Here is an 18,101-nt window from a genome sequence, read left to right on the forward strand (position 1 = left end):
TGTGGCGGTATCCTGCATCCAGACGTGACGGTGGGGCGACAGCTCGGGTGCAAGATGCCTTCCGTCGTACCTAATCACCGTTAGTACACGCTTAGGGCGCCAGACACGATAGGAACAATCACGCCGGGTTCGACGTAACCCACCCGGTTTCACCGATGGTGTATTCACGAACCGAATCGGCGACGAAGAACAGGCACGCGAACGATCTGACCGAAAGCGAGTGGCACGACCTACTGGCTTCGGCCCGCCGTCGTGCCGTCCTCAGTGTCGTCGAAGAGTCCCGCGAAACGATCGAGTTGGAGGCCCTCGCCGCACGCGTCGCCGAGACGCTCGACGACGCTACCGTAGACGACGAGCGCGACCTCGTCATCTCTCTCCACCACGTCCACCTGCCGAAGCTGTCCGACTTCGGCGTGATCACCTACGACCCGGTGTCGGGCTGGGTCGACCCGACCCCGAGCAAGTAGGCGAACGGGAGGTGGCGCGCCGGTGCGCGTCCATTTTTCAGATGCGAATCGGTAGATATCGACATATCCACACAGCCACTGTTGGTCGGTCGCTGGATACGTCCCCGACAGACCGACCACGAGCGGCGTCATCGTTCCGCGTCTGCAGCACCTGACGGTGTCAGAACGCGATCCCGGCCTGCCGAACGGCGGTGGCGTTCTCCGAGGCGGTGGTCGATTCGTCGGCAGGGAGTTCTCCGGTCGCGAGCCACTCGTCGTACGCTGACGGGGAGACGACCGTGACGGTGCCGTGCATCCGCGCGTGCCCGACCCCGCACAACTCGGCGCAGTACAGTCGGTACTCGCCGGTCTCGGTCGCACGGGTTCGGATCGGCGTCGTCTGGCCGGGGACCGCGTCCTGTTTGAGGCCGAGGTCGGGGACGTAGAACGAGTGGATCACGTCCCGGGTGTGCAACGAGAGGACGACGTCGCGGCCCCGTGGGAGCACGAGACGCGTGTCGGTCGTCACGTTGGCGTCGGGGTAGCGGAACTCCCACCCCCACTGGTAGGCGACGACGTCCACCTCGACGGGGTCGCCGTCGGTCTCGACCGTTGGGCCGCTCGCGGCGGCGGGTGTGATGTAGGGGTTCGCGAGCACGAAGTACGCCGAGACGCCGACGAACAGAAGGATCACCCCCGTCGCCGCCGTCCAGGTGATCTCAAGCGGCGAGTCCTTCGTCGTTGGCGTCGGGTCGTCGTTGTCACGGAAGCGGTAGACGGCGTACACGAGCGTGATCTCGACGAACAGCACGAGGGGCAACGCGACGTACAGCAGTTGCTCGTTGAGGTTGTCGATGGCGTCCCGATTGACCGACTGGGCGGCCGCGGGCGACGCCGACAGCGCCACGACTCCGGCGACGCCCACGACGACCAGTCCGACGACCGCGAGCACCTCCGCGAGTCCGCGGTGTCTGCGCATATCGGTTCGTAGTGTGACATCTCCACAGCGTCGGTTAAGTGTTGGTGCGCCTACCAGACCCCGAGAGACTGGTGTCGCCGCTCGGGTCGACAGCCACCCTCGTTCGGCCGACGCGGTGGTTGCCTGGCGGTGGTCGGTAGCCGGTCGCCGGCGCGTCCACCGCCGTCGTATATGCGTGCTTCGACCGTCACGGGCGACCGGAACCCTCCCCGGACTTTATGTCAATTCGAATGGCATCACGTGACAATGCGACACGACGGGCCTCCGACCGAAGACCGGCGGCGGCGCGCGGGCGGATGAACCGCGCAGTCGTCGAGGTGACGGTGTTGGCGACGCTGTTCGTCGCCTGCGTCGGCTTGTGGTGGCGTGCCCGGGGCGACCGGCTGACGAGCGACGGGGGCTACGTCGAACGCGACGCGCTCCTCGACGAGATCGAACGGCTCCAGCAGGAGGCGCTGCGATGGCTCACGACGACGAACCACCGTGAGATCGGCCTGCTGTACATCGCGTTCGGCACCGTCGCGGGGCTGTGGGGCGGCGTCGACGCGATGATGCTCCGGACGGAGTTGCTCACGCCCGCGGCGGACATCTGGACGCCGGAGACGTACAACGCGCTGTTCACCACCCACGGGCTGACGATGCTCATCTTCTTCGTCGCGCCCGTGTTCTTCGGCATCGGCAACTACGTCCTCCCGCTGATGATCGACGCAGACGACATGGCGTTCCCGCGGGTGAACGCGATTGGCTTCTGGCTGCTCCCGCCGGCGCTCCTGCTCGCGCGAGCGGGACTGTTCTTCCAGGTCGCGGGGCAGGGACTCACGCTGTTCGTCGACCCAGACTCCATCCCGTTCATCCTCACGGTCAGAGAGGTGGCGGTCGGGTGGACGCTGTACGCGCCGCTGTCGATCCAGTCGCCGAACCCACAAGTGGACCTCCTACTGGTCGGCCTGCACCTCAGCGGCGTCGCGACGACGGTGGGCGCGATCAACTTCATCGCGACCGTCGCCTTCGAGCGCGGCGAGGGGGTCACGTGGGCGAATCTGGACATCTTCTCGTGGAACATGCTCGTCACCAGCGGCATCGCGCTGTTCGCGTTCCCGCTGCTGGGGTCGGCGCTGGTGATGCTGCTCATGGACCGCAACTTCGCGACGACGTTCTTCGCCGTCGAGGGCGGCGGCCCCATCCTCTGGCAGCACCTGTTCTGGTTCTGGGGCCACCCCGAGGTGTACATCCTGTTCCTCCCGGCGACGGGGCTGATGAGCCTCATCCTTCCGAAGTTCGTCGGCCGGTCGTTGTTCGGCTTCCGCGCGGTCGTCTACTCGACACTGGGGCTGTCGGTGCTCTCCTTCGGCGTCTGGGCGCACCACATGTTCGCGACGGGCATCGACCCGCGGCTGAAGGCGTCGTTCATGGCGGTGTCCATCGCCATCGCCGTCCCGAGCGCGATCAAGGTGTTCAACTGGCTCACGACGATGTGGGACGGCGACGTCCGCCTGACCGCGCCGATGATCCTCTGTGTCGGCGGCATCGGGACGTTCATCATCGGTGGGGTGACCGGCGTGTTCCTCGCGGTCATCCCCATCGACATCCTCTACCACGGCACCTACTACGTCGTCGGCCACTTCCACCTCATCGTCGTTGGCATCATCCCCTTCCTGATGATCGCCGCCAGCTACTACTGGTACCCGCTCATCACCGGGCGCTGGTACGATCGGCGACTCGCCCGGTTCCAGTCCGTGCTCCTCGTGTTCGGCTCGACGGTCACGTTCATGACCCTGCTCGTCATCGGCGGCCTCGGCCTCCCGCGGCGACAGGCGATCTACCCCGCAGAGTACCAACTGGCCCAGCAGATCGCGACCGTCGGCGCGTACGTCGTCGGCCTCTCGGCGCTGCTGTGGCTGTACAACATGCTCGTGTCGTACTGGCAGGGCGCCCGCGTCGAGACGACCGACCCGTGGGACCTCAAGCGGACGAACCAGTTCACCAACGAGTGGCAGTGGTTCGAACGACGGCTCGTCGACCGGTACGATATGGACCCGTACGAACCCGACCCCGACGAGGTGCGCCCCGCGTTCGACGCCGAGGCGGCGTCGGCGAGTTCGCTCACCGCCGGCGCGGTGGGGTCGACGTGGCGGACGGTCGTCGAGAACGCCTCGGTCGCCGCCGCGGGCGGTGTCGTCGGGACAGTGTTGATGGCGGGCGGCCTCGGCACCGCCGCACTCGTCGGCGTGTTCGATCCGATCGCGCTCACCGAGTTGGCCGAACTCGTCGGCCTCCCGGGGACGCCGCTGGTCGGCGCGCTGTTGTTCCTCGTGGGCGGCGCGGTAACGTGGCCGCTGCTGTTCCTCGCGTTCGCGGAGTACCTCCCGGGGCGACTGCTGTTCGAGACGGGGCTGGTGTTCGCGACGATCATCTCCTCGGGGTTCCTCATCGCCTTCTACACCGGGCAGACGGGGCTCGCGTTCGTCGGCTACGTCGCGTTCGTCCTCGTCGCTCACTGGGCGTACGGCGTCGGCCTCGCGGTCACGTTCCGCTACCTCCAGGCAAAGCGGCGCGAGCGCCACGACCACGCGGGGACGGAGGCGTGAGCGAGCGATGAGCGACGACGAGGCGACCTCGACGCTGTTCACCTACGTCGCACCGTTCGTCGGCGTCCTCCTGATCGCAGTCGGCATCGCGGGCGCCGTGCCGGGCGGCTACGCGCTCGTCCAAGACGAGTTGCGCGACTGCGGATCGCCTACCATCGCCGTCGAGTCCCCCGAACGGACTGCCGACATCGTCGGCGACGGAGCGCCACAGTTCGACCGCCTCGACGTCGAGGCACTGAGCGCCGCCGAGCGCGAGGCGTTCGAGGAGGCGCTCACGGCGCCGCGTGGAGAGGCCCACGTCGACGGTGCGTTTCCCAACCGCGCAGCCTTCGAGCGCGGCGCCGTAATCACCTACGAGGGGGAGCGGTACTACGCGACGATCGTCGCCGAGAACACCTGCTTCACCGCACCCTCGCTCGGCTTCCCGCTCGGCGTGTTCGCGATCGGCCTCGGGACGGTGTGCGTGTTAATGCCGCCGCTGTATCGACGACTGGTTCGGTTGGAGCGTGAGAGCCGCGTCGACCTCACGGCGACCGAAACCGGCGCCGACGCCGACAGCGACGAGTCGTCGCGCGGCCGGGCAGAGGAGAATCGGTGACCGGGACACGGGTGTGAGCGGTGGGGTCAGCGGTCGGCGCCGATGGCCGACATCTCCGCCTCCAACTCGGCGATCGACTCGTCGATCTCTTTGACCAGTCGCGTCTGGTCGCCGTTCGCGTCCGCGATCGTCTCGATCTCACCCGCCAACTCCTGTGCGCGCTCGGCCACCTCCTCGACGGTCGTCGCGACCTGTTCGGTGCCCGCCGCCTGGTCGTCGGTCACACGGGCGACGTCGGCGATCCCTTCTGCCGTCCGGCTCACGGCCTCGACAATGTCCGTCAACGCCGCCATGACCGCCTCTGCCTGCTCGATTCCGTCTGACAGTTCCTCGTTGGTCTCGCGGATCCCGTCGACGGTCCGGGCGGTCGTCTCCTGAACGTCCTCGATGGTTGCCTCGATCTCGCTGGCCTGCTGGCGCGACTCGTTCGCGAGTTCTTTGATCTCCTCGGCGACGACGGCGAACCCCTCGCCGGCTTCGCCCGCCCGCGCCGCCTCGATGGAGGCGTTGAGTGCGAGCATGTTGGTCTGCTCGGCGACGCCGTCGATCACTTCGACGATCCCGTCGATCTCGGCGATCCGCTCACGCAGGTCGGTCACGTCGGTCGCCATCTCGTCGGCGGCGGCGTCGACCGACTCCATCGCGTCGATCGCCTCCTTCGCGGACGACTGCCCGTCGCGAGCCACCTCCTCTGCACGCATACTCGTGGTCTCGACTTCGCCCGCCGTCGCAGCGATCTCTTCGACGCTCGCGCTCAAGTCGGCGATGTCGCCGACAACCGCCTCCAGATTCTCGTGTTGGTCAGCCGCGATGTCGGCGCTCCGAACGGAGCTGTCCGCGACGTTCTCGGCGGAGTCTCGTAGTCGGTCCAGCACCGCGCGTATCTCCTCGGAGACGGTCCGCTGTGCGGCGGCCATCCGCTCGCGCTGTCTGACGAGGTCGGTGACGACCGGCGTCATCTCGACCGACCCGATCACCTCGCCGTCGAGCGTCTCCATCGGCACCGCGATCGCGCGGACCCACATGTCGCCGTCCGGCGTCGGGACCTTCCGGAACTCCTCCTCGCGAACCGCATCGCCAGTCCGTGCGACCGTCTCGGCGAGGATCTCGGATTTCCCCTCGGTTCCGAAGAACTCGTACCCCATCGTGCCGATCGCCTCGGACTCCGGGCGACCGTAGTTGGCGACCGCGGAGGCGTTGAAGTGGCGCAACACCCGCTCGTCGTCGACCGCGAGGATCGGCTCAGGGAACTCCTCGACGAGTTGGTCGAACAGGTGTCGCCACTCGTCGCGCTCGCGTCGCAGTTGCTCGCGGTCCTTCTCCTCGTCGGGGGTGGTCCCCTCGACGGATCGTCTGTACGTCCGTTGGGCGTCGTGGTCAGGGTGGTCGAGTTCCATCGTGTTCACATCCGGTGTCCGCACAGACGGCGGGTGACGAAGCCGTCTGCCTCCCGTCGCTTCCCCACTCGGGAACGGGATCAGTCGTGCGTGCCGCAGCGCAGTGTCACTCGACGGGTTCGGACTGATATTGATAAGCGTTCGCACGCAAATTGCAGAATTGCGACTTGGGCCCACTGTGCGTGTCGATTTGCCGACGAGTCCGTCGAGCGACTGGTCGGGCGGTCCGATTCGCGGACGCGACGTCACATCGCCGTGGCGCGAGCCGGGTCGTCCGCGAGACAGTCACCTATTCGGCGTGAAACCGATGAACTGCCGCGGACACTGGCGTTCAGCGACAAGAAACGCGGTGCCGGGAGTCGTCAGCGTTCACCAAAACTGAACACTACTGATCGAGTGCGAGCCCGGCCTGCTTCGCCGTGCTCAACACCAACCCGGGGAGGTCCTCGTCGAGCCGCTTCCCCGAGAATCGTTCGTTTGGTCCCTGGACGCCGAGGGCGCCGACGGCAGTCCCACCGGCGGTGATGGGCGCCGCGACGCCGCGCATGTCGGAGCTGAACTCCCCGCGGTCGAATGCGAGTCCGCGGTCCTCGACCGATCGGAGCTCCTTCCGTAGGGCGCGGCTGCCGTCGAACGTGCGGTCGGTGGGCGTCGCGTCCACCGCGGTCGCGTACCGATCGATCTCGTCGGCCGATCGGTGCGCGAGTAACACCTTCCCCGGCGCGGTCGTGTGGAGTGGGACGCGACTGCCGGCCCGGAAGCGGTAGTGGTTGCGCTCGGGTCGGCGGACGTCGACGTACACCGCGTCGTCGCCCTCCGCGACAGCGAGGACGGCGGACTCCCCGGTCGTCTCGGCGAGTTCGGTGACGAACTCGCGAGCGCTCCGGTACAGCGACCGCCGGTCGCGAACGGTCATGCCGGCGTCAAGCAGTGCCAGTCCGAGCCGATAGCGACCGTCACTCGCGCGGACGACGCCGAGTCGCTCCAACGTCTGCAGGTGATTGTGGACAGTTCCCTTCGAGAGCCCGAGCTCGCGGGCTAACTCGGACACGCCGGCGTCGTCAACCTCGAGCAGCGCGTCGACGACTCGTGCGGTGGTGTGGCTGGCGCCGACTGGGTACTCGCCCATGGCCTAGTTCCGTGAGGCAAGGTATATAAATCGTTCACCAAAGCTGAACGCTGACTCTCCATCGTGATTGTTCATTAGGGACACGCCTGATCAGCCCAATCACTCGAATCCGCCATCTAGAACCCCCACAAGACCATATTTCGCCTAATCCCCACCGACTATTCCGTTCAGCGATGATGAACGGCTTGCTTATGAATACGGTTGTTCGGGGAGGGGAAAGTGGTGCTAGAAGCCGTTTACCCGCCGAATGGGATGGCAGACCCCGTACAATTATATAGGAATAGTTGGTAGACGATGAGGACGGCTATGTCAAAGCGTACCAACACAACTGGGCGGCGACGTGTGCTGAAGGGAGCGGGCCTGGCGGGCCTGGCGGGCCTGGCCGGGTGTATCGGGACGGGCGACCCTGCACCGTCGGACGGTGGCACCGAGACGAGTGGCAACGGCGGGAGCGACGGCGGCGGCAGTTCGACCACGTCGAGCGGACCGGCGATGGCGCAGTCCGCAGAGGTGTGGGGCTGGGACGTCGCTGCGAAGTCGCTGGACCTGATCGACGACCCCTACGAATCCGAACACGGTGGCGACATCACGATCACCCAGATCGGTCGCGCCGACATGAAGGACAAGTTCAAATCGACGCTCCTGTCGGGCTCGGGGGCACCGGGCGCGGCGATGATGGAGAGCGTCGACGCCGCCTCGTGGGTCGACACGGGCGGCCTGCGCGACATCTCTGACTGGCTCGCGGAGGCCGGCATCAAAGAGGAGTTCGTCCCCGGCAAGTGGGGCCCCCTCGAGAAGGACGGCGGCACCTACGCGCTCCCGTGGGACATCGGCCCCGTCGGGACGTTCTACCGCCGCGACGTGATGGAAGAGCACGGCATCGACCCCACGAGCGTCGAGACGTGGGACCAGTACATCGAGGAGGGGAAGAAGCTCCCCGACGGACAGTACCTCCTCAACCTCCCGTCCAACGACTACGACGGTCTGTGGCGGATGATGTTCCGCCAGCTCGGCGGCCAGCCGTTCACCAGCAACGGCGCGGTGAACATCAACTCCGACAAGAGTCTGCAGGTGGCGCGCATCCTCAAGCGCCTGCGTGACTCGGGCGTGGCGAACGACCTCGCCTCGTGGTCGTCGGCGTGGTTCACCGCCTTCGGCGAGGGAACCACTGCCAGCCTGACCGCGGGTGCGTGGATCGAGGGCACCCTCAAGGCCGAGCTCGGTGACACGGCCGGCCAGTGGGGCGCCATCAAGCCGCCGGCGATCGAGTCTGGCGGCTCGCGCGCGACGAACTGGGGCGGCTCGAACGTCACCATCGCGAAGCAGGTCGACGACGAGACGGCCCGTCGCGCGTGGGACTACATGGCCTACACGTTGGGCAGCAAGGAGCACCAGCTTACCATGTACAAGGAGTACGGGATCTTCCCGGCGCTGGAGTCCGCCTACGAGTCTGAGGCGTTCGACCAGGGGAGCGAGTTCCTCGACGGCCAGGAGGCCGGTCGGATGTTCGCCGAGATCGCCCCCGAGATCGCACCGTACCGCTACACGGTCGACACGCCGGAGGTCACGAAGGCGATCAACACCCACTTCCGCGACATGATGACGGGCAACAAGACCCCCAAGGAAGCGATCGACGCGGCGGCCACGCAGGTCGCCGACCGGACGGGTCGCGACCTCGCCTGATTGCTCACCAGCATGGCCGCACCAACTTCCAACGAGCCGCTGTCGGACGCCACTGTCCGCGACCGGGCTCGGTTCTTTCGACAGGCGCTGAGCCGTCGGCTTCCGAGCCTCGGCGAGAGCGGCGTCGGCTACCTGTTCCTCCTGCCGACGTTCCTGTTGTTCTCGCTGTTCCTCGGGTTCCCGATCCTGTACACGTTCTACCTCTCGTTCTTCCGGTTCCAGGGCGTGAGCGACGAGACGCTGCTGTGGATCGATCTGCCGGGCTTCGAGTTCCAGTTGACCCGCATCGCGGAGCTCCAGTTCGTCGGGCTCCAAAACTACACGGCGATGTTCACCGACACGCTGTTCCTGCAGGCGTCGTTCAACACGCTGTTCATCCTGCTGGTGCAGGTGCCGCTGATGGTGGGGTTGGCGCTGCTGTTCGCGGTGGCGCTCAACGCCTCGTTCGTCAAGTTCCGCGGCGTGTTCCGTACCGTGCTCGCGCTGCCGGTGTCGGCGAACCTCGTCGCCTACTCGACGGTGTTCCTCCTGTTGATGCAGGAGACGGGCCTGGTGAACTACGTGCTCACGGGCGTCGGCCTGCCGGCGATCCCGTGGCTCAGTAGTTCGTTCTGGTCACGGATGACCATCGTCGGCGCCGTCACCTGGCGGTGGACCGGCTACAACATGATCATCCTGCTGGCGGGGCTGCAGAACATCCCCCAACAGCTGTACGAGGCCGCCGAGATCGACGGCGCCAGCCGGATCGACAAGTTCCGGTACGTGACGGTGCCGCAGCTGCGGCCCGTCCTGCTGTTCGTGTTCGTCACCTCGACGATCGGGACGTTCAAACTGTTCAGCGAGCCCGTGATCATCAACAGCGGTGGCGCACCGCTGGACTCGACGATCACCATCGTGCAGTACATCTACCAGACGGCGTTCATCGACTTCCGGCTGGGCTACGCGAGCGCGTTGACGTACGTGCTCATCTTCGTGGTCAGCCTGCTGTCGGCGGCGCAACTGCGCGTCGGAGGGTCCGACGATGCGTGAGGAGACGCGCCGCGAGGCGGTGTGGCAGTTCCTCACCTACGCGTTCATCCTCATGGGCGCCACCGTGACGATGGTGCCGCTGTACTGGATCGCGGTCGCGTCGACGCTGAAGGAGTCGGAGTTCCTCTCGTCGACGGCGCCGCGCCTGCTGCCGGGCGACAGTTTCCTCGCGAACTTCGAGTCGCTGCAAGCCCGCCAGAACGTCCAGTTCGTCGGCCACCCCGGCGAGATGACCCAGTACATCGACGTGGGTCCGTTCTACTTCGCGTACGACTTCTGGCACCTGTGGGACATGGGGGCGATGGAGAGCAGTATCTTCGTCGCGGTCGTGTACACGGCGCTGTCGCTGCTGCTGTGTTCGATGGCCGGCTTCGCGTTCGCGAAGTACGAGTTCCGGTTCAAGAAGCCCATCTTCTACGCCATCCTCGCGACGCTGATCTTGCCGATCCAACTGCTCGTCATCCCGCTGTTCCTCCTCATGAGCCAGCTCGGGATGACGAACAACTACTGGGCGATCATCCTCCCGTGGGCGGCGAACCCGCTCGGTATCTTCCTGATGCGCCAGAACATGCGGTCGATCCCCGACGCGCTGTTGGAGTCGGCCCGGATGGACGGCGCCACGGAGTTCCAACTGTACTACAAGATCGCGCTGCCGACGATGAAGTCGTCGTTGGCGGCGCTGGCGATCATCCTGTTCCTCTTCCAGTGGAACCTGTTCTTGTTCCCGCTGGTCATCCTCGACCAGGGCAAGTACACGATCCCGGTCGCCATCAACCAACTCGTCGGCGCACAGCGCGTCTACTACGACCAGATCATGGTCGCAGCGGCCCTCTCGGTGATCCCGGTGTTCCTGCTGTTCCTGTTCTTACAGAAGCAGTTCGTCAGCGGGATCCTCGCAGGGGCCGTCAAGGAGTGAGTTAAGCATGTCAGGTATCACATTACAGACTGTTCGAAAAGAGTTCGAGACCGGCGAGGAGCACATCGTCGCGGTCGACGACGTCGACCTAGAGATTCGCGACGGGGAGTTCCTCGTCCTCGTCGGTCCCTCGGGGTGCGGCAAGACGACCACCCTGCGGTGTATCGCGGGGCTCGAAGACGTGACGGACGGCACGATCGCCTTCGGTGACGACGACGTCACCGACCTGCGAGCGCGCGAGCGGGACGTGGCGATGGTGTTCCAGAACTACGCCCTCTATCCGCACATGAACGTGCGGGAGAACATCGGTATGGGGCTGAAGCTGTCCTCGTCGATGACCAGTGCCGAGATCGACGCCAAGGTGGAAGACGTCGCCGAGTTGCTGGGGATCGAGCCCCTACTGGCGAAGAAGCCCAAAGAGCTGTCGGGCGGCCAGCAACAACGCGTCGCGCTGGGACGGGCGATCGTCCGCGACCCAGAGGCGTTCCTCATGGACGAACCGCTGTCGAACCTCGACGCGAAGCTGCGCGCCCAGATGCGCACGGAACTGCAGACACTCCAGCACGACCTGGACGTGACGACGGTGTACGTCACGCACGACCAGACCGAGGCGATGGCGATGGGCGACCGCATCGCGATCATGGACGGTGGTGAACTCCAGCAGGTGGGGACCGCCGAAGAGGTGTATCGCACGCCCGTCAACGAGTTCGTCGCCGACTTCATCGGCTCGCCGAGCATCAACACCTTCGACGCGACCGTCGAGGGCGCGACGCTCCACGGGCCCGGTGGGTTCGAGTACACGCTCGACGATCCCTCGCCAGTCGAGGGACACGACACCGTCCGCGTGGGGATTCGCCCGGAGGACATGACGCTCGTCGACGATGGCGTCGCCATCGAGACGACCGTCCTCGAGCCGATGGGCAACGAGAACTTCCTGTACGCGACGATGGGCGAGGAGGAACTGACGCTGCGGGTCGTCCCGAGCGCCCGACCGTCGCCCGGCGACACCGTCGACTTCGCCTTCGACGAGGACTCGCTGTACCTGTTCGACGCGTTGACGAGCGAAGCGTTGAAGACGAAGACCGACGCCGGCGCACCGCTCATCGAGGAGCCGGAGGTGGCCGAATGACCCGGATCGTCGACTACGAACTGTACCAGGTGCCGCCGCGCTGGCTGTTCCTCCGCATCGAGACGAGCGACGGCCGCGTCGGCTGGGGAGCCCGTCGTCGAGGGCGCGCGCGGACCGTCCGCACCGCCGTCGAGGAACTGCTCGACACGTACCTCCTCGGCGAGGACCCGATGCCGATCGAAGACCACTGGCAGACGATGTACCGCGGCGGATTCTACCGCGGTGGTCCGGTCCTCATGTCGGCGATTGCCGGCATCGACCAGGCGCTGTGGGACCTCAAGGGCAAACACTTCGGCGCCCCTATCTACGAACTGCTGGGTGGGCGAGCGCGCGACCGCGTCCGCGTCTACCAGTGGGTCGGCGGCGACCGGCCCGAGGGCGTCGCACAGGCGGCCGCCGAGAAGGTCGATCAAGGGTTCTCCGCGCTCAAGATGAACGCGACGCCGGAGATGCGTCGGGTAGACTCGCCGGCGTCGATCGACGCCGCCCGCGAGCGGCTGGCGGCCGTTCGCGAGACGGTCGGGCCGGAGGTCGACATCGGCGTCGACTTCCACGGTCGCGTGTCGAAGCCGATGGCCAAGCGGCTGGCGAAGGCGTTGGAGCCGTACGAGCCGATGTTCGTCGAGGAGCCGGTGCTCCCCGAGCACAACGACGCACTCCCGGAGATCGCAGGCCACACCACCGTCCCGATCGCGACGGGCGAGCGGATGTTCTCGCGGTGGGATTTCAAAGAGGTGTTCGAGAACGGTGCCGTCGACGTGATCCAGCCCGACCTCTCGCACGCCGGCGGGATCACCGAGGTGAAGAAGATCGCAGCGATGGCGGAGGCGTACGACGTCGCGATGGCCCCCCACTGCCCGCTGGGGCCGATCGCGTTGGCCTCCTGTGTCCAGGTCGACGCCTGCTCGCCGAACGTCCTCATCCAAGAGCAGAGCCTCGACATCCACTACAACGAGACGAGCGACGTGCTCGACTACCTCGCCGACCCCTCGGTGTTCGAGTTCGACGACGGCTTCATCGAACTCCCCGACGGCCCGGGTCTCGGGATCGAGATCGACGAGGACCACGTCCGCGACATGACGGGCGACGTCGACTGGCACAATCCCGTGTGGCGCCACGAGGACGGGAGCGTGGCCGAATGGTGAGCGGGAGCGCAGACGAGGGTACAGACGCACACGCCACGGGCGACCGGTTCGTGGACACAGTGGCGGTCGTCACTGGGTCGACCCGCGGCATCGGAGCCGGCGTCGCACGACGGCTCGCCGCCGAAGGCGCACGTGTGATCGTGACCGGACGCAGCAGGGACGCCGGCGAGGCGACCGTCGCCGACATCGAGGCCGACGGCGGCGACGCGACGTTCGTCCGTGCGGACATGCGCGACCCCGACGACATCGCGGCGCTGTTCGACGCCGCCGTCGAGACGTTCGGCGGCGTCGACGTCCTCGTCAACAACGCGGGCGTGGAGACGAACACGGCCGTCGACGAGGCGACGATGGACGACTGGGCGTTCGTCCTCGAGACGGACTTCCGCTCGTTCTGGCTGTGCGCGCGCGAAGCCGCCGAGCGCATGGACGGCGGAGCCATCGTCAACATGTCGTCGAACCACGCGATCTGCACGATGCCCGCGATGTTCCCCTACAACGCGGTGAAGGCGGGGATCAACGGCATGACGCGCGCGATGGCGCTCGACCTGGGGCCCGACATCCGAGTGAACACGGTCAACCCCGGCTGGGTGGCGATCGACCGAACGACGACTGACATGGACGAGGAGTATCGCGCCCACCTAGAGTCGATTCACCCCGTCGGCCGACTCGGGACGCCCGCGGACGTCGCCGCGGCGGTGGCGTTCCTCGCCAGCGACGAGGCGGGCTTCGTCACGGGGGCGAACCTGCTCGTCGACGGCGGGCGAACTGCCGTCATGCAGGACGACACGCTCCCGGACTACCGCGCCCGCAGGCAGGAGGAGACAGAGCGTGACTGAGCGCGCGAGCGCCGGCGACACGACGGTCGCGTTCGATCCCCAGTCGGGCGACATCGACGTTGTCGCCGGCGACACGACGCTCCTGTCGGGGCGCGTGTCGGCGACGAGCACCGACGGGACGCCGCTCTCGACGAGTGTGTCGCTGTCGGCGGCCCACGGAGCGGTCGACATCACAGTCACCGCGACGAACGACACCGACGAGCAACGAGCGCTCGGCGACATCTGCGTGATCTCGGACGCGGAGACGGCGTTCTCCTCTGACGACCGGATCTTCGAGCACGGCTACCAGTCGTGGACGCCCACGGCGACGACGCCGCTCGACGACCCGTTCCCGCCGGAGTCGGTCGAGTCGGTGCCGCAGATGACCGACGTGGCGGCGCCCGACGAAGGACGAACGAGTCATGCCGTGACGGCGCTGTCCGGAGACGCCGGGTCGGTGACGCTTGGCTTCCTCGACCACGAAGCGTATCTGAGCCGCTTCGACGTCGCTACCGCGCCCGTGCGGCTCACCGCCTTGTGCCCTGGCGACGGCGTGTCGGTGTCACCTGGCGAGTGTCGAACCGCTGCGACACTGCGCGTCGATGCGACCCGAACGGTCGACGCGGCGTTGGCGTCCATCGCCGACGCCGTCGCCGACCGGATGGATGCACGTGTACCGGCGGCGGCCCCCACCGGCTGGTGCAGTTGGTACCACTACTTCACCGAGGTGACGGCGGACGACGTGCGCGACAACGTCGGCGCACTCGACGACTGGGGCGTCCCACTCGACGTGATCCAGATCGACGACGGCTACGAACAAGCGTTCGGCGACTGGCGAACTCTCGCCGACGGGTTCGACGACATGCGTGCCCTGCGCGACGACATCGTCGACGCTGGCCACACAGCCGGCATCTGGCTCGCACCGTTCTACGTCCAAGCCGACTCTCAGTTGGCTGCAGACCACCCGGAGTGGCTGATCACGGACGGCGCGGGTGCGCCGGTCGACGCCGGCGCCCGCCACGGTCCGATGTACGGGCTCGACGTCACCCACCCCGGTGCAACCGAGTGGCTCCGGGAGACGTTCCGCACGGTCGTCGAGGAGTGGGGATTGAGTACCTCAAACTCGACTTCTTGTACGCCGCCGCGCTCCCGGGTGAGCGGCACGGGGACGTCACCCGCGCGCAGGCGTACCGGCACGGGCTGGCGACGATCCGAGAGGCCGTCGGCGACGCGTTCGTCCTCGGCTGCGGCGCACCGGGATTCCCCAGCGTGGGGTTGGTCGACGCGATGCGCGTCGGCCCCGACACGGCGCCGTACTGGCGTCGCGAGGGCGACGCCGCGAGCGAACCCGCCCACGAGAACGCGATTCGCAACGTGCTCAACCGTCAGTTCTGTCACCGCCGACTGTGGCTGAACGACCCCGACTGTCAACTCGTGCGGACGACGACCGACCTGACCGACCCCGAGCGGCGGTCGTTCGCCGCACTCGTCGCTCTCACCGGTGGGACGAACGTCCTCAGCGACGCCGTCGACGAGATTGACGCGGCTGGTCGCGATCTGTTCGAACGGACACTGCCGCCGGTCGACACCGGTTCGGTCGTCGGCGTGGGCGACACGGAACTCCCGGCGCGCGTCGTCTGCCGACGGTCTGCCGACGACGCCGTCGCCGTCGCTGCGTTCAACTGGGACGACGAAGCCGCGACTGTGCGGGTCGACCCGGCCGAGTACCTCGACGCCGACGCGGTCGTCGCCGTGGACGCCTTCGGCGACGACGGCCTCCACGACGGACCGATCGAACGCGAGGTCCCGCCCCACGGCGTGTTGCTGGTGCACGCGGCGCCGGCGTCGGACGAGCCGCGAGTCGTCGCTGCACATCACCTCGCGAACGCGGCCACACAACTAACCCACGTGGAGTGTGTCGGCGGGTCGCTCGTGATGACATCGGCCGCCGAGCAGCCGATGAACGTGACACTCGCGGTTCCGCCGAGCGTGACGACGAGTGTGGGCGAACAGCTGACCGACCGCACGGTTCGCGTGACCGTGCACCCCGGAGAGACGACGATCCCCTTCACCGAACGATGACCGACGACGACACCGACGACGGCCGCATCGCACACGAACCGCACGACCCAACGACGCCGCGGATCGGCGTCTGCTACTTCCCCGAGCACTGGCCACGAGACCGGTGGGAGCGTGACGTCGAACTGATGGTCGAGGCGGGCATCGAGGTCGTCCGGATGGCCGAGTTCTCGTGGGGGCGCATCGAGCCGACTCGCGGCGAGTTCGACTTCGAGTGGCTCGACGAGGCCGTCGCGTTGCTCGGAGAGGCGGGGATCGATGTCGTCCTCTGCACCCCGACGGCGACGCCGCCGAAGTGGCTCGTCGACGAGCGCCCAGAGATCCTCCAGGAGGAGCCCGACGGGACGACGCGCGCGTTCGGGAGCCGGCGCCACTACTGCTTCAACTCCGACGCCTATCGCGAGGAGACCGAGCGTGTGGTCACGCGGATGGCCGATCACTACGCCGACAATCCGCACGTCGTCGGCTGGCAGACCGACAACGAGTACGGCTGTCACCAAACGATCCGCTGTTACTGTGACGACTGCGGCGCTGCGTTCCGCGACTGGTGTCGCGAGCGCTACGGCGACGTCGAGACGCTCAACGAGACGTGGGGGACGACGTTCTGGAGCCAACAGCACGCCGACTTTTCGGAAGTCGACCCGCCGCGCCACACGGCGACGGAGCACCATCCGTCGCGACTGCTCGACTTCGGTCGCTTCGCCAGCGACAGCGCCGTCGACTACAACCGCCTCCAGACGGGCATCCTGCGGGAGGCGAACGCCGACTGGTTCGTCACCCACAACTTCATGGGCAACTTCCCGACGCTGGACGCGTACGACGTCACGGAGTCGCTGGAGTTCGCCACGTGGGACTCGTACCCCACCGGCTTCGCCCAGGACCGCCGACTCGGCGAGTCGACACCGGAGCGACTCCGCGCGGGCGACCCAGACCAGGTGAGTCTGAACCACGACCTGTACCGCACGCCCGCCGGCTTCTGGGTGATGGAGCAGCAGCCGGGCGACATCAACTGGCCGCCGTACGCCCCCCAACCGGGCGAGGGCGCGATGCGGCTGTGGGCTCACCAGGCGGTGGCGCACGGCGCGAACACGGTGTCGTACTTCCGCTGGCGCCGCTGTCGACAGGGCCAAGAGCAGTACCACGCGGGGCTGCTCCGCCACGACGGCACCCCCGACCGCGGGTTCGAGGACGCGCGCGAGGCGGCCGCCGAGCTGGCCGAGCTGGATCTGGCTGGCGTCGACGCACCCGTCGCGCTGTTGTTCAGCTACGACGACCTCTGGGCGCTGTCCGAACAGCCACACTCACCCGAGTTCGACTACTGGCAGCTTGTCGGCCGGTTCTACCGAGCGCTGCGCGGCCGTGGCGTACAGGTCGACGTCGTGCAACCGGAGGCGGACCTCTCCGGGTACGCGGCGGTCGTCGCACCGACGCTCCACCTCGCCGACGGGGCGTTGGCCGATCACCTCGAGTCGTACCTGCACGAGGGCGGACAGCTTCTGTTCGGCCCACGGTCGGGGTATAAGCTCCCCGGCAACCGACTCCAGCCCGACCTGGCCCCCGGCCCGTTCACGTCGCTCGTGGGCGGTCACGTCGACCAACACGAGTCCCCACCGGAGACGTTGGCGACGAAGCTCAGCTATCGCGGCGACGAGTACGAGTTCGACACCTGGGGCGAGTGGCTCGTTGCCGACGACGCGACCGTCGTCGGTCGCCACGAGAGTGGGACGGCCGAAGGCAACCCGGCGCTGTTACACCACGACGTCGGCGACGGGGCCGTGACCTACTGCGGTGTCCAGCCGGGCACGGCGCTGGCAGACGCACTCGTGTCCGACCTGTTGGGCCGAGCTGGCGTCGGCCACACAGAGCGCCTCCCGGAGACAGTTCGACTCGCGGAACGCGATGGAGTGACGTGGGTGTTGAACTTCGGCTCGGAGTCGGTGACGGTCGACGGTCCTGCCGACGCCGAGTGGATCGTCGGTGCCGAAACGGTGTCGCCGTTCGGCGTCGGCGTCGTCGAGGCGCCCGCTTCGAGTCTCGGTCTCGTCGACACCGAGTGACAGTCACGCCGGCGTGAGCGCCGGGGGAGTCGGAGACTGCTGCGGGCAGGACCGACGTCACGGTCGATCCCGGGTGGATCGACCCACCCGGAGTTGTTCGGGGACGCCTGC

15 protein-coding genes are annotated in these 18,101 nt (G+C 67.2%); 12 read left to right on the top strand and 3 right to left on the bottom strand.

Features of this window, described 5'->3' with window-relative positions:
* The first annotated feature begins 155 nt into the window (after nt 1-155).
* Nucleotides 156-467, top strand: a complete 312-nt coding sequence (locus P0R32_RS17670; protein ID WP_276239726.1) for a DUF7344 domain-containing protein — start codon at nt 156-158, stop codon at nt 465-467.
* Nucleotides 468-627: 160 nt separating this feature from the next.
* Here the strand turns inward: P0R32_RS17670 and coxB are convergent, their stop codons facing one another.
* Nucleotides 628-1,425 carry a cytochrome c oxidase subunit II gene (coxB, locus tag P0R32_RS17675; protein ID WP_276239727.1) on the bottom strand — a complete coding sequence of 266 codons (798 nt, stop codon included), beginning with the start codon at nt 1,423-1,425 and terminating at the stop codon, nt 628-630.
* A 296-nt stretch (nt 1,426-1,721) separates the two neighbouring features.
* Between coxB and P0R32_RS17680 the strand changes: the two genes are divergently transcribed.
* Together P0R32_RS17680 and P0R32_RS17685 are read left to right on the top strand one after the other, a co-directional pair.
* A complete protein-coding gene (locus P0R32_RS17680; protein WP_276239728.1) occupies nt 1,722-4,013 on the top strand; it encodes a DUF6789 family protein in 2,292 nt (763 codons plus the stop codon).
* Between the two features lie 7 nt (nt 4,014-4,020).
* Nucleotides 4,021-4,611: a DUF7979 domain-containing protein gene (locus tag P0R32_RS17685; protein WP_276239729.1), complete on the top strand. Its 591-nt coding sequence runs from the start codon at nt 4,021-4,023 to the stop codon at nt 4,609-4,611.
* 26 nt (nt 4,612-4,637) lie between these two features.
* On the opposite strand, the gene P0R32_RS17690 is transcribed toward P0R32_RS17685, so the two are convergent.
* A complete protein-coding gene (locus P0R32_RS17690; protein WP_276239730.1) occupies nt 4,638-6,008 on the bottom strand; it encodes a methyl-accepting chemotaxis protein in 1,371 nt (456 codons plus the stop codon).
* 385 nt (nt 6,009-6,393) lie between these two features.
* Nucleotides 6,394-7,137 carry an IclR family transcriptional regulator gene (locus tag P0R32_RS17695; protein WP_276239731.1) on the bottom strand — a complete coding sequence of 248 codons (744 nt, stop codon included), beginning with the start codon at nt 7,135-7,137 and terminating at the stop codon, nt 6,394-6,396.
* 306 nt (nt 7,138-7,443) lie between these two features.
* Here P0R32_RS17695 and P0R32_RS17700 point away from each other — a divergent pair, with 306 nt between their 5' ends.
* The 9 genes from P0R32_RS17700 to P0R32_RS17740 are packed head-to-tail and all read left to right on the top strand — an operon-like array spanning nt 7,444 to nt 17,990.
* Nucleotides 7,444-8,820 carry an extracellular solute-binding protein gene (locus P0R32_RS17700; protein ID WP_276239732.1) on the top strand — a complete coding sequence of 459 codons (1,377 nt, stop codon included), beginning with the start codon at nt 7,444-7,446 and terminating at the stop codon, nt 8,818-8,820.
* A 12-nt stretch (nt 8,821-8,832) separates the two neighbouring features.
* Complete coding sequence (locus P0R32_RS17705; protein ID WP_276239733.1) at nt 8,833-9,849, top strand: carbohydrate ABC transporter permease; 1,017 nt, start codon at nt 8,833-8,835, stop codon at nt 9,847-9,849.
* Nucleotides 9,842-10,765, top strand: a complete 924-nt coding sequence (locus P0R32_RS17710) for a carbohydrate ABC transporter permease (RefSeq protein WP_276239734.1) — start codon at nt 9,842-9,844, stop codon at nt 10,763-10,765. The genes P0R32_RS17705 and P0R32_RS17710 overlap by 8 nt, the downstream gene beginning before the upstream one ends.
* Nucleotides 10,766-10,772: 7 nt before the next feature.
* On the top strand, nt 10,773-11,894 hold the full coding sequence (locus tag P0R32_RS17715) for an ABC transporter ATP-binding protein (protein WP_276239735.1): 1,122 nt from the start codon (nt 10,773-10,775) through the stop codon (nt 11,892-11,894).
* Nucleotides 11,891-13,039 (top strand): galactonate dehydratase, encoded by a 1,149-nt coding sequence (dgoD, locus tag P0R32_RS17720; protein ID WP_276239736.1) that lies wholly within the window; start codon nt 11,891-11,893, stop codon nt 13,037-13,039. The genes P0R32_RS17715 and dgoD overlap by 4 nt, the downstream gene beginning before the upstream one ends.
* Nucleotides 13,033-13,875: an SDR family NAD(P)-dependent oxidoreductase gene (locus P0R32_RS17725; protein WP_276239737.1), complete on the top strand. Its 843-nt coding sequence runs from the start codon at nt 13,033-13,035 to the stop codon at nt 13,873-13,875. Before dgoD ends, P0R32_RS17725 begins: the two co-directional genes overlap by 7 nt.
* Nucleotides 13,868-15,268: an alpha-galactosidase gene (locus P0R32_RS17730; RefSeq protein ID WP_276239738.1), complete on the top strand. Its 1,401-nt coding sequence runs from the start codon at nt 13,868-13,870 to the stop codon at nt 15,266-15,268. Before P0R32_RS17725 ends, P0R32_RS17730 begins: the two co-directional genes overlap by 8 nt.
* On the top strand, nt 15,229-15,936 hold the full coding sequence (locus P0R32_RS17735; protein ID WP_276239739.1) for a hypothetical protein: 708 nt from the start codon (nt 15,229-15,231) through the stop codon (nt 15,934-15,936). Before P0R32_RS17730 ends, P0R32_RS17735 begins: the two co-directional genes overlap by 40 nt.
* Nucleotides 15,933-17,990, top strand: a complete 2,058-nt coding sequence (locus P0R32_RS17740; protein ID WP_276239740.1) for a beta-galactosidase — start codon at nt 15,933-15,935, stop codon at nt 17,988-17,990. Before P0R32_RS17735 ends, P0R32_RS17740 begins: the two co-directional genes overlap by 4 nt.
* Nucleotides 17,991-18,101 lie beyond the last annotated feature (111 nt).

Origin of the sequence: Halobaculum marinum (assembly GCF_029338555.1) — an archaeon.
Classification (GTDB): domain Archaea; phylum Halobacteriota; class Halobacteria; order Halobacteriales; family Haloferacaceae; genus Halobaculum; species Halobaculum marinum.

Bases quoted from the DNA above. Each gene is read 5' to 3' on its own strand.
- P0R32_RS17705 (WP_276239733.1), top strand. From the start codon at position 8,833: ATGGCCGCACCAACTTCCAACGAGCCGCTGTCGGACGCCACTGTCCGC.
- coxB (WP_276239727.1), bottom strand. From the start codon at position 1,425: ATGCGCAGACACCGCGGACTCGCGGAGGTGCTCGCGGTCGTCGGACTG.
- P0R32_RS17695 (WP_276239731.1), bottom strand. From the start codon at position 7,137: ATGGGCGAGTACCCAGTCGGCGCCAGCCACACCACCGCACGAGTCGTC.
- P0R32_RS17740 (WP_276239740.1), top strand. From the start codon at position 15,933: ATGACCGACGACGACACCGACGACGGCCGCATCGCACACGAACCGCAC.
- P0R32_RS17700 (WP_276239732.1), top strand. From the start codon at position 7,444: ATGTCAAAGCGTACCAACACAACTGGGCGGCGACGTGTGCTGAAGGGA.
- P0R32_RS17685 (WP_276239729.1), top strand. From the start codon at position 4,021: ATGAGCGACGACGAGGCGACCTCGACGCTGTTCACCTACGTCGCACCG.
- P0R32_RS17670 (WP_276239726.1), top strand. From the start codon at position 156: ATGGTGTATTCACGAACCGAATCGGCGACGAAGAACAGGCACGCGAAC.
- dgoD (WP_276239736.1), top strand. From the start codon at position 11,891: ATGACCCGGATCGTCGACTACGAACTGTACCAGGTGCCGCCGCGCTGG.
- P0R32_RS17715 (WP_276239735.1), top strand. From the start codon at position 10,773: ATGTCAGGTATCACATTACAGACTGTTCGAAAAGAGTTCGAGACCGGC.
- P0R32_RS17725 (WP_276239737.1), top strand. From the start codon at position 13,033: ATGGTGAGCGGGAGCGCAGACGAGGGTACAGACGCACACGCCACGGGC.
- P0R32_RS17680 (WP_276239728.1), top strand. From the start codon at position 1,722: ATGAACCGCGCAGTCGTCGAGGTGACGGTGTTGGCGACGCTGTTCGTC.
- P0R32_RS17710 (WP_276239734.1), top strand. From the start codon at position 9,842: ATGCGTGAGGAGACGCGCCGCGAGGCGGTGTGGCAGTTCCTCACCTAC.
- P0R32_RS17690 (WP_276239730.1), bottom strand. From the start codon at position 6,008: ATGGAACTCGACCACCCTGACCACGACGCCCAACGGACGTACAGACGA.